Annotated in this window: 7 protein-coding genes and 1 pseudogene; all 8 read left to right on the top strand. The window is 41.5% G+C overall.

All coding sequences use genetic code 11. The features are described from left to right. Positions 1–6,833: gliding motility-associated C-terminal domain-containing protein (locus tag LBQ60_06580; protein ID MDR2037572.1), on the top strand; the 6,833-nt coding region annotated here is incomplete at its 5' end. Positions 6,834–6,837: 4 nt separating this feature from the next. Beyond that, the gene (locus tag LBQ60_06585) at positions 6,838–7,791 is read left to right on the top strand and encodes a PorP/SprF family type IX secretion system membrane protein (GenBank protein ID MDR2037573.1); all 954 of its coding nucleotides are present in this window, start codon (positions 6,838–6,840) and stop codon (positions 7,789–7,791) included. Positions 7,792–7,945: 154 nt separating this feature from the next. Beyond that, complete coding sequence (locus tag LBQ60_06590; GenBank protein ID MDR2037574.1) at positions 7,946–8,719, top strand: AAA family ATPase; 774 nt, start codon at positions 7,946–7,948, stop codon at positions 8,717–8,719. 11 nt (positions 8,720–8,730) lie between these two features. Continuing rightward, a pseudogene (locus LBQ60_06595) lies at positions 8,731–9,672 on the top strand (ParB/RepB/Spo0J family partition protein). A 28-nt stretch (positions 9,673–9,700) separates the two neighbouring features. After that, positions 9,701–10,393, top strand: coding sequence for a DUF5683 domain-containing protein (locus LBQ60_06600; GenBank protein MDR2037575.1), 693 nt, complete (start codon positions 9,701–9,703; stop codon positions 10,391–10,393). A gap of 12 nt (positions 10,394–10,405) precedes the next feature. Further along, positions 10,406–11,899 (top strand): transglycosylase SLT domain-containing protein, encoded by a 1,494-nt coding sequence (locus LBQ60_06605; GenBank protein MDR2037576.1) that lies wholly within the window; start codon positions 10,406–10,408, stop codon positions 11,897–11,899. A 36-nt stretch (positions 11,900–11,935) separates the two neighbouring features. Further along, positions 11,936–12,325: a DUF1987 domain-containing protein gene (locus LBQ60_06610; protein MDR2037577.1), complete on the top strand. Its 390-nt coding sequence runs from the start codon at positions 11,936–11,938 to the stop codon at positions 12,323–12,325. A gap of 24 nt (positions 12,326–12,349) precedes the next feature. Next, positions 12,350–12,769 carry a nucleoside-diphosphate kinase gene (locus LBQ60_06615; protein ID MDR2037578.1) on the top strand — a complete coding sequence of 140 codons (420 nt, stop codon included), beginning with the start codon at positions 12,350–12,352 and terminating at the stop codon, positions 12,767–12,769. Positions 12,770–12,814 lie beyond the last annotated feature (45 nt).

The following is a 12,814-nucleotide window of genomic DNA, read 5'->3' on the forward strand; positions in this document are numbered from 1 at the left end:
ATGATGTTCGTGCAGATGGTAACTGTCCAAACAACTATACCATCACGCGTACATGGACTGCCACCGATGAATGTAACAATTCGTCTACCGCCGTACAGGTTATCACCGTAGAAGATAATATAGCCCCATCCATAAGTGATGTGCCTGGGGATGCCACTGTCAGCTGTAATAACGTGCCTGCTGCCGACCCTTCGGCAGTAACGGTTACTGACAACTGCAGCGCTTCGGATAAGATCATCGTCACAGTCAATGATGTTCGCGCCGATGGCAACTGCCCGAACAACTATGCCATTACGCGTACGTGGACCGCTACCGATGAATGCGGCAACTCGTCCACCGCTGTACAGGTCATCACTGTTCAGGACAACATAGCTCCTGTCATCACAGGGGTGCCGGCTAATACCACTGTCAGCTGCGATAATGTCCCAGCTGCTGATGCTTCGGCAGTAACAGTCACCGACAATTGCAGCGCTTCGGATAAGATCGCTGTCACAGTCAATGATGTCCGTACCGACGGCAACTGTCCGAATAATTATGTCATCACGCGTACATGGACCGCCACCGATGAATGTGGTAACTCATCCACTGCTGTGCAGGTTATCACTGTAGAAGACAATGTACCCCCTGTCATCACGGGAGTGCCGGTCAATACCTCCGTCAGCTGTGATAATGTCCCTGCCGCCGATGCTTCCGCGGTAACGGTCACCGATAACTGTAGCGCTTCGGATAAGATCACCGTCACCGTCAATGATGTTCGCACTGATGGCAACTGTCCTAACAACTATATCATCACGCGTACGTGGACTGCCACCGATGAATGTGGCAACCCATCCACCGTCGTACAGGTTATCACTGTACAAGATAACGTAGCCCCGTCAATCAGCAATGTCCCGGGCAACACTACCATTAGCTGTGATAATGTCCCTGCCGCAGATGCTTCGTCAGTAACTGTCACCGACAACTGCAGCGCTTCGGATAAGATCATCGTCACAGTCAATGATGTTCGTACCGATGGTAATTGTCCTAACAACTATGTCATCACGCGCACATGGACCGCTATTGATGAATGCGGTAACTCTTCCACTGCCGTACAGATTATCACTGTGGAAGATAATGTTGCCCCGGTTATTAGTAATGCCCCGGGTAACACCACCGTTAGCTGCGATAATGTGCCTGCCGCCGACCCTTCGGTAGTAACAGTCAGTGACAACTGCAGTACCCAAGATAAGATCAACGTTACAGTTAATGATGTTCGTGCCGACGGTAATTGCCCGAACAATTATACCATCACGCGTACATGGACAGCCACTGATGAATGTGGCAATTCATCCACCGCTGTACAGGTTATCACCGTGGAAGATAATGTAGCCCCATCCATCAGTGATGTTCCTGGGGATGCCACTGTCAGCTGTAATAACGTGCCTGCTGCCGACCCTTCGACAGTAACGGTCACTGACAACTGTAGCGCTTCGGATAAGATCACCGTCACAGTCAATGATGTCCGTACCGACGGCAACTGTCCGAACAACTATGCCATTACGCGTACATGGACTGCTACCGATGAATGTGGTAATTCATCCACCGCCATACAGGTTATCACTGTCCAGGATAACACTGCTCCTGTCATCACGGGGGTGCCGGCTAATACCACTGTCAGTTGCGATAATGTGCCTGCCGCCGATCCTTCGGCAGTAACGGTCACTGATAACTGCAGCGCTTCAGGTAAGATCACTGTCACGGTCAATGATGTTCGTACCGACGGCAACTGTCCGAACAACTATATCATCACCCGTACATGGACCGCTACTGACGAGTGTGGTAACTCGTCCACTGTTGTACAGGTTATCACTGTTCAGGACAACACTGCACCGGTTATTGGTAATGTCCCGGTCAATACCACTGTCAGCTGCGATAATGTCCCTGTCGCCGATGCTTCGGTAGTAACAGTCACCGACAACTGCAGTACCCTGGATAAGATCACCGTCACGGTCAATGATATTCGTACCGACGGCAATTGCCCGAACAACTATACTATTACCCGTACGTGGATCGCAACCGATGAATGTGGTAATCAATCCAGTGCAATACAGGTAATCACTGTGCAGGATATTCAGGCACCGACTGTGAATTGTATTCAAAAAGATACAGTTTATTTGAATGAGAGCGGTATAGCTGTTTTAAAGGCTGAAGATCTGGACAATGGAAGTACCGATAATTGCAGTCCCACACTTTCATATACCATCCGTAGAAAGGCGGATGCCGGTAATGCCGTGAGTAGCCTGACTTTCGATTGTAACGATCTGGATGTTGTTGTTCAGGGTTATATCCCTGTATTACTTTTTGTAACCGATGAATGCGGCAATACTGATTTTTGCGAAGTACAGGTTTTGGTACAGGATAAAATTGCGCCGCAAGCCAAATGTTCTCCTGTCACAATTAATCTGGATGCAACCGGAAATGCCACGTTATTTCCATCACAGATCGATGCGGTAAGTGCCGATAATTGCGGAATAGAAACATATAGCATAAAATATGGTGATGATGGTATAACAGCAGGACAATTATCTTTTGATTGTTCTCATGTCGGTAAAGACAATTATGTTACACTGATCGTTGCTGATAAAAGTGGTAATAAAGATTCTTGTACTACAGTAGTTACCGTGCAATATGCCAACAATGCCCAGCCCGATCCTACAGTTTCACCTCAAAATCAGGAAATCTGTAGCGGTGATAATGCGCAATTAACATTGGCTAACTACTATGGTGCCGGCAATTATGATTTCCTGAATGTTACGGAATGGAATTGGATTGTGACCAAGCCCTCAGGAATTACAGGTAATCTGGATGGAACTTTGACGGCAGGAAGCAGTTTGGTCAGCCAAACCTTAACCAATAGTATTGATACCGTAAAGATGCTGAAATATAGTATTGTTCCGACAATTTATGGAAAATGTATACTGGATACCGTTAAAGTAAGTGTATGGGTAAATCCCCAGCCTAAATTATGGGCCGTAGCAGATACCAGCATTTGTAACAATACCTCTACAAAGATACCTGTTTATACGAAGTCCGTTATAAGTTCCGGCGCTGATGTTTATTACGGATGGACAGCAGCCGTGACAGGATTACCTGCAGACTCGATCAGCGGTTATATTGATTCGGGACAGGAATATATCGTAGGAACTGATCTGGGACAAACATTGAATAATTCGTCTTATTCGTCCCGGAAGGTGAAGTATACATTACAACCTTCCTTACATTTGAACAATAGGGTATGTCCTTCTCCAGGTACTCATATGGAAGAATTGAATGTTACCGTTGAACCGACACCGGTGGTCAGCATTATTGCAAGCCAGGATACGATTTGTAACAGGACAACGATTGATATTAACGTTGCAACAAAGAATAGGCCGGAAGGACAATGGTATTCTGTTTTAGACAGATCCATACCGGGCAATGTTACCATCCCTGATGTTACTATCCCTCCATCGACGGGGCAATTTACACAGGAGATAAATAATACCTCTCTGTCCAAAGAGGACATACTGTATACTTTCCAGCCAAGGATAAAAACACGCAATGATCAAGTATGCGCTGTTTCAAATGATTCAGTATTGACCGTGACCGTTAATCCGACTCCGGTAATGGCTGCAGATTTTACGAATCATCTTGATTCGATCTGTTTTAAAAGTGGTACCGGTTTGAATATGGAATCCTCCAACGGAATAATTGTCGGAGACCTGAAATATGATATATGGGATGTTGATTTCAATTTGGGAAGTGTTGAAAATGTAGTAACCCCCGGAATATATAATTTTACCGACGGACAATCGGGAAGGAGAGCAATCATTGATCAGTCTTCACTATGGAATAAATCTTCCAGTGTTCAGGAAGTCACTTATTCCGTCAGCCCGGCCATTCGGTATAATTCGCTTTTTTGTTCCGGAGATACTGTAGACTATACGCTTTATATTGCTCCCGAATTGTTGTTTGATATACATGCTGATACTGTTATCGGAGGGCATAATGTCAGTTGTTATGGATATGATAATGGCAGGATACATGTGGAAAATGTAGTCGGTGGGTGGGTAGATAATGGCTACAGTTATGAGTGGAGTGTTGCTGGAAATGATACGCGTACTGAAATAAACCAGCTGGAAGCCGGAGGATATGATATAATTATAAAAGACAGGACCCATGGTTGTGCTTCCGACAGAAAAACCATGGTACTGACTCAACCTGATGAATTAACCGTAATTGTCGATGTTCAGAATCCCAGTTGCTTAGGTCCTACCGGAAGTATTGTCCTTACTGTAGAAGGAGGAACGAGGGCAAAAGGATACCAGTATAGCTGGGAAGGTCCTGAATACTTTACCTCTACAGATTCCAGTAATCATGCATTACGAAGCGGATTATATGAAATAAAAATAACTGATGTTAATGGTTGCTTTTTGGAGATAGAGAGGGAATTGCCACGTGTTCCGAGCCCGGTTCCCAGCGTAACCTGGAATGAATCTAATTTCGGGGAAGACGGGACAGGTCGTCGTTATAATATATCCTGCCATGGCGCCAGTGACGGACGCATGAATCCCGTATTAAGTGTTCAACGGATAGTGGTATATACATGGGAATATGGGGGTTCTATCCTGAAAACAGATACGGCCACATCCGGCAATTATTTCACATTGAATGACATGTTGGTAAATAATTTATCTGCAGGAGTCTATAATTTAAGTGTGGAAGACGAAGACGGATGTTTGTATATATGTCCGCCTCAGACAATAAGAGAACCAAGTCCTGTGGTATTTACTTCATCTGTGCATCAATATGCCAATGGATATGAAGTACAATGCCATGGAACTCCCACGGGAAGAATCAGTATATCCGGTATTACGGGTGGATATGGCGAACGCTACGGGCCTTATGAATATGACTGGATTCCTAAAGATAAGGGTATACAAGACGGGTCTCCTAATCAGACATCACTTTATGCAGGTGATTTTTCCGTTTTGGTTAGGAATAAGGCTATGCGGGAAAACGGAACAGTATTTTATTGTGATACAAGCGTTTCATTCACACTTAAAGAGCCGGATGAATTGTCGGTTCAGGCAACCATTCCTCAATATGGCGGATATGAAGTTGCATGTTATGGTCAAAGTATCGGTAAAATTGATATTGATGTGAGTGGAGGTTACGGAAATCATACCTATTTCTGGACAAGTAATGATGGGGTAGTGGTCAATCCCGAATCCAGGAATCAGGATAATTTACCTGCAGGAACTTATAATTTAGCTATTACATACGGAGATGGGGTCTGTTCTGTCGATAAGTCCTATACGTTACACCAACCTGACGAGATAAAGCCAAGGGCTGTAGTATCCCCGATAACATGTAATGGAAAAAAAGACGGTGAAATAAGGATTGATCCTGAAGGAGGGCTTCCGGGCTATACCTATGCATGGAGATCTCCGGATGTGACGATTGTAAACCCGACTCAGCAAAATCAGAGTAACCTGGAAGCAGGTACTTATTGGCTCATTATTACCGATGCCGGTTCCTGTGTAAAGACTACTACATATGAAATCCTGGAGCCGAGTCCTATTACGTCGATCATACAGGCTGTCGATCCCACTTGTATACCGGGTAATGACGGAAGCATTACGCTGGATCCAACGGGGGGTACACCCGGCTATACATTTGTATGGAGTAACGGACAAACCAGTAAAGATATTAATGGTTTATCTCCGGGTGATTACTCGGTAGTTATTTCAGATATGAATGCTTGTACAGGTACGGCTATAGCTACCATTAACCAACCGGTCGCATTACAGGTAGGCACCACAGTAACCAGTAATTATAATGGCTATGGGGTCGATTGTTACGGCAGAAGTACAGGAAAAGTTGATATTGACATTCAACATGGCCGTCCTCCTTATACTTATCAGTGGTATTCCGAAGGTCAACAAGTAAATATTGATCCGTTAAATATACCTTCCGGAAATTATGAAGTAGAGATCATGGATCATTTCAATTGTAGCGGAAAAGATAATTTTGTAATTACCCAGCCTGAAAAGATGCGTATGTATGCAACTGTAACAGACCTGACTTGTGCCGGTGGAGAAAACGGAAGTATACAGGTGTTTATCAATGGAGGTTTGACTCCTTATAAATATGACTGGTCCAATGGGGCCAATACAGCACTATTGACTCATCTTCATTCGGGTGAATATTCAGTAAGGATAACAGATAATAATGATTGTTCTCTTGATACGACTATTGCATTAAAGCAGCCGGATTTTATTGATGTTCAGTTTGATATAGTTGAATCGTTCTGTCCGGAAATTGCTGATGGCGAAGTTCGTGCCATCGTTTCTGGTGGTACACCCCAGTACACTTATTATTGGCCACAACTGGGCGCCACTTCGCCCAACCTGACGGATGTTAAAAGTGGTAGTTATGTCCTGGAAGTTACCGATGCACAGGATTGTAAGGTAACAGCGACCGTAGAAATCGGATACCGGAGTACTGCATGCCTGAAAATACCGAATGCATTTTCCCCGAATGACGATGGAATAAATGATCGCTGGGAGATTATGGCTGGTGACCCGGCTTCTTTTACCCGTTATCATTTGCGCGATTTATATCCGGAAGTGGTTGTCGAGATTTATTCAGCCAACTGGGGAATGCTTCTTTATCGTTCTCAAAAAGGTTACCCGGAGCCATGGGATGGAAAATATAATGGAAAATATTTGCCTGTCAATTCATATTTTTATGTCATTCGTTTAAGAAGTGATATAAAGCCGATTACAGGAAATGTAACAATTATAAGATAGTTTAGTGGTACGTATTATCTGTATATTCATTTTTTTAGTAGGTGTTCTGGGGAATATATTTGCCCAGCAGACACCTGTATACAGCCAATACTTCATCAATGGTTTTGTTGTTAATCCGGCTATGGCAGGGTTTGATGGGACATTAAAATTCGAACTTTCAGCACGTGATTACATGATTGGCGTGAAAGACGCCCCTAAGACCATTACTGCAAGTGCAAATGGCCGTTTCCTGAGGAAAAAAACATCTGTCAGGGATGGAAAAGTACATTCGCGGAGCGGACGTGTAGGAATGGGTGGATTGGTTTTTAATGATTGTAACGGACTGGTCAATCGCATCGGATTACAATATACTTATGCTTATCATATTGATTTGAAGAAGTCCCAATTGTCATTGGGATTGTCTTTGGCATTATCCCAAACCAGGATAGATGCGAAGCATCTGGATTTTAATGATCCGGAACCTTTATTGAAAGAGGGATTTGGGAATTTGGCCTATGTTCCTGATGCCGTCCTCGGTATCTTTTATAAAAAGAAAAATCATTACGTCGGGCTTACGGCTTCAAACCTGTTTCAACGATCCATTAATTTTGGCGAATTTGATTATGATTATGTGTTGTATCGCCATTATTATTTGTTGCTGGGAACCAGCTTTGATCTCGGCGAGAATTTTTATATAGCCCCATCGGCTCTGACAAAAATTACCTCCAACAATGTTTACCAGACAGAGGTGGCCGCCCGGGTTTCTTATAAAGACGATATCTGGATGGCTGTTTCATACAGAACTCCACGCGTTGCTGCTCTGATGATAGGAGTGCGCGCAAAAAATCTGTTCATCGGGTATACCTATGAATATAATTTCGGGTCGATCCGTAGTTTTAGCAAAGGAAGTCAGGAACTAAGCCTGATATACAGGATTGGAGATACAGCGCGGCGGTATAGATGGTTGATCCGGTACTAGGAAATATTCCTTTTCGATTAGCTTACTAATATTTGTTACTCTATACAAAAAAAATTACCTTTGTATATATTTTCATGATATAAAAAAGATATTATTTGTCTGAAAGTATTGATTTTATATCATTTCATAGGATAGCATTAAATAAAATGTGAAGATGGCAAAAGTAATCGCTTTAGCAAATCAAAAAGGAGGAGTGGGGAAAACCACCACTGCTATTAACCTGGCTGCGAGTATGGCAGTCCTTGAAAAAAAAATACTGTTGATTGATGCTGATCCACAGGCAAATGCAACATCCGGTTTAGGCTTTGATTTACAAAATATACAAAACAGTATTTATGAATGTATGATTGATAATATCAATCCTCAGGATGCTGTTTTGAAAACGGAAATACCCGGATTGGAGATCATACCATCACATATTGATTTGGTGGGCGCTGAAATTGAAATGGTGAATCTGCCTAATAGGGAATATATTTTAAAAAATATTATTCAACAGATTCTTAATGATTATGACTATATATTTATCGATTGTTCTCCTTCCTTGGGTTTGATCACGATGAATGCCCTCACAGCTGCCAATTCGGTAATAATTCCCGTTCAATGCGAATATTTTGCACTTGAAGGGCTTGGCAAATTGCTGAATACGATCAAATTAATACAATCGAAATTAAACACCGGCTTGGAAATAGAGGGATTTTTACTCACCATGTATGATGCACGGCTCAGGTTGAGTAATCAGGTGGTAGAAGAAGTAACCCGTCATTTTCAACAAATGGTATTCAAGACAATAGTCCAGCGGAATGTGAAATTAAGCGAATCGCCCAGTTATGGAAAACCTGTCATTTTATATGATGCAAATTCCACAGGTGCTGTAAATTATCTGAATTTGGCCAAAGAATTGTTGCAGAAAAATAACAACAATAAATAATAAGTATCATAATGGCAAAAAAGAGTGCATTAGGAAGAGGGTTAGGGGCTTTGATCAAACAGTCGGAAACGGAAATCCAGGAAGGTCAGGTCAATGCAACAGATAAAATTGATATCCAGAAGATAGAAGTCAATCCCTTTCAGCCGCGTACTCATTTTGATCAGGATGCGCTGGAAGAACTGGCTGTATAAATTAAACAATTAGGTATCATACAACCCATCACTGTTCGTGAAATTGATGGTGGAAAATTCCAGATTATTTCCGGGGAAAGACGTTTTCGTGCAGCGCAATTAGCAGGATTAACGGAAATTCCGGCATATGTCCGCCATGCTGATGATAACAGCATGTTGGAACTGGCATTGGTTGAGAATATTCAGCGTGAAGATCTGGATGCCATAGAAGTAGCCATCAGTTACCAACGTTTGATAGATGAATGTCAGTTGACTCAGGAAAATGTGAGTGAGCGAGTTGGCAAAAAACGTTCAACGGTTACCAATTACTTACGTTTATTAAAATTGCCTGCAGAAGTGCAGCTTGCTATCAGGCAACGACAACTATCCATGGGACATGCTCGTGCATTGGTGAATATTGATGATACGGATATGCAACTGCAATTATTGCACGATATCATTGAAAATGAGATGTCTGTAAGGCAAATAGAAAATGCGGTCCGCCAAATGAACCAAACGGAACAGGATACATCCGGATCCGTTACAGAAAATTCAGGCGACGAAGGCGAAGTAATCTATGAAGATCCCAGACCACCGGTGGTCATACCTGAAGATAATGACCAACAATTCTTAAAAGACCAATTGAGTAAATATTTCAGTACAAAAGTTGACCTGAAAAGAGATGCTTCCGGTGCAGGCCGTATTGTAATCACTTTCCGTACAGATGACGAGCTGCAGCATATTTTACAAATGGCAGAGAAAATATCAGGGCAGAATATATAATTGTGCTTAATGCGATAGATCACACAGGATGCAAGATACCGTAGGGTTAAAAATAGGATTGTTATTTTTTATCTGTTTATTTCTTAACGGAATTTTATCTGCACAAGAATTGGTTGATACTATTGCCCAGCCACCACAAGATTCTTTATCTGTACATTTTATCCCGGAATCAGATCTATCCATCGTTTCCGACACGGAAGTTTTGGCCACAACTTATCCACTGGATTCAATAGCACAATCCAGAAAACCCATACCTGCAAAGGCCGCGATTATGTCGGCTGTGCTTCCCGGATTAGGACAGATATATAACAGAAAAGTATGGAAGGTACCCATCGTATATGGGGCTATTGGTACTGCCACCTATTTTTTTGTGCGGTATCAGAATGACTTCCAACAATGGAGAAGGGCATACATTGATTTTAATGATGGCGATCCTTTTACTGATTATCATCAAACCTTAACATATCCTAATCCTAATTATTCTGAAGCTGAAAAAGGCCGTTATATCACCAACCAGAAAGATCGTTTCAGAAAGAACCGGGATTGGGCTATATTAGCCGTGGTCATTACTTATTTTATGAATGTAATCGATGCGAATGTAGACGCACATTTGTTTGATTACAATATTGACGATAATCTTTCGTTAAGAATACAACCATGTTTTTTGGAAAATAGTGTGAATTCAAAAAAAATTGGTGTAAATTTGTGTTTTAGATTTTAATTCAGTCTGAATATGTTACGGAATTTAACAAAAATATTTTGGGCGCTTTTTTTAGCCTTACCAATTTCATTATCAGCCAATCAGCTTAATTCAAATGATTCTATACCGGCTGAGCTTTTTTATTCGAATTTTGACAGGAACCTGGATAGTTTAATGCAGATCTGGTATGTTCAGGAATCTATCGGAAGCGATTCCACCATCTCTGAATTTGCTGAAGATGAGATATCTTATGCAAAAGAATTTCATGATTCGATTTATATTGAGCGGTTGAGCCGTATCCCCTCATTGGTGCATCTCACGTACAATAATATTGTCCGGAACTATATCCATGTATATACCATAAAAAAGAGGGATAAATTGGAAGTAATGCTGGGATTAAAAGAATATTATTTTCCAATGTTCGAAGAAATCCTGGATTATTATGGGTTACCATTGGAGTTAAAATATCTGGCCGTGATCGAATCGGCACTTAATCCGCGTGCTGTTTCCCGTGTAGGAGCAACAGGAATGTGGCAGTTTATGCTGGGTACAGGAAGGATGTACAAATTACAGGTGAATAGCTTTGTTGACGAACGAAGAGATCCATATCTTTCTACTCATGCAGCAGCTAAATTCTTAAAAGATTTGTACAGTGTGTATAATGACTGGGTGCTGGTTATTGCAGCTTATAATTGCGGACCGGGTAATGTAAATAAAGCCATCAGGCGTTCGGGAGGAAAAAGAACCTATTGGGATATTTATCCCTATCTTCCGAGAGAAACAAGAGGATATGTACCTGCTTATATCGGAGCAACTTATGCCATGAATTATTATAAGGAACATAACCTGAACCCTAAGTTTATCGATGTTCCTCCGGTATCGGATACGATCATGATCAACAAAAACATAAACCTGGCACAGGTTTCTGAAATATTGGATATTCCCATACAATTATTACGGGATCTTAATCCCCAGTACCGTAGAGAAATATTGCCCGGTAATAATGCCCCGTGTATTCTACGTTTACCTGCTTCATATGCTACCAGGTTCATAGATATGGAAGATACTATTTGCCGGCATAAAGCTGACAAATACCTGAGTAATACGTTCAGGGCTATTGATCCGGCCGGCCGGTCTTATGTAAATACAGCAGGGAAAGACAGGGTGGTACATAAGATAAGAAATGGCGAATCTCTTGGATCTATAGCCATGAAATACGGTGTAAGTACAGTGAGTTTAAAGGATTGGAATAATATTTCAGGTACAAAAATTATAGCAGGAAAAAATTTAATCATATATACCAATAAGGCAGCAGCTCCAAAGACAGCTTCTACATCCGAAAAACAGACAGCCCAAACCGCTCAGGCTGTTTCTGGAAATGTTTCGTATTATACCGTTAAAGATGGTGATACGCTTTGGGGAATTGCCCAGCAGTATTCCGGAATTTCTGATAAGGACATCATGCAGTGGAACAATCTGTCAAGATCCAAGATACAACCCGGGATGAAACTGAAGATAATGCAATAGCTATTTGTGCTTTTGCAGGTGTAAATTTTACATAGTATGGAAAGTATACGTATTGAGAAAACAACAAAATCGCCATTATTTATCCTGGAGGATGGGTATATTGGTATAGCGGGGCGTTCTATACCTCAGAATGCAAGGAAATTATATAAAGCTTGTTTTGACTGGGTGGATACTTATTCCAAGCAACCACTAAAAGAAACCAAGGTCGATTTATTTTTCGAATATATTGATACTTCTTCCATTCGTTGTGTTGTAGATATCCTGACTTCGCTTGATTCAATAAAAAGTGAAGACAATCAGATTGTTGTAAACTGGTATTATGAATTTCAGGATGATGATTTGAAGGAATTAGGTACTTATATACAGGCATACCTAAAAATACCTTTTAATTTTATTATGGTTGAAGAAGGGAAAAATATCATGTAAATCAAATATTTATTATAAATTCAAATGTCAGGTAATTACACTTTTACGATCATTAAGCCGTGTGCAGTGAAAAAGGGGTACATAGGCGCAATATTAGCAGATATTCAGAAAGCCGGTTTTAAAATCATTGCCATGAAATATGTGCAAATGACCACCTCACAGGCTGAATCTTTTTACGGAATCCATAAAGAACGTCCGTTTTTCTCCAGTCTGGTTCAATTTATGACCTCAGGCCCTGTTGTTGTTGCTATTTTACAACATGAAAATGCAGTGGAAGAATACCGTCAGCTTATTGGAGCCACTAATCCGGAAAATGCGGCTGAAGGGACTATCCGGAAAAAATATGCCCAAAGCTTACAGGAAAATGCAGTTCATGGATCGGATAGCGATGAGAATGCCATGATAGAATCGAATTTCTTTTTCTCTCAATGTGAGCGATTTTAAGCAGAATTATTGATTGATTGCTTTGTATTTGTAAGAAACATCTTT

Source organism: Bacteroidales bacterium (assembly GCA_031275285.1).
Taxonomy (GTDB): Bacteria; Bacteroidota; Bacteroidia; order Bacteroidales; family UBA4181; genus JAIRLS01.

Bases quoted from the DNA above. Each gene is read 5' to 3' on its own strand.
- LBQ60_06590 (MDR2037574.1), top strand. From the start codon at position 7,946: ATGGCAAAAGTAATCGCTTTAGCAAATCAAAAAGGAGGAGTGGGGAAA.
- LBQ60_06600 (MDR2037575.1), top strand. From the start codon at position 9,701: ATGCAAGATACCGTAGGGTTAAAAATAGGATTGTTATTTTTTATCTGT.
- LBQ60_06605 (MDR2037576.1), top strand. From the start codon at position 10,406: ATGTTACGGAATTTAACAAAAATATTTTGGGCGCTTTTTTTAGCCTTA.
- LBQ60_06610 (MDR2037577.1), top strand. From the start codon at position 11,936: ATGGAAAGTATACGTATTGAGAAAACAACAAAATCGCCATTATTTATC.
- LBQ60_06615 (MDR2037578.1), top strand. From the start codon at position 12,350: ATGTCAGGTAATTACACTTTTACGATCATTAAGCCGTGTGCAGTGAAA.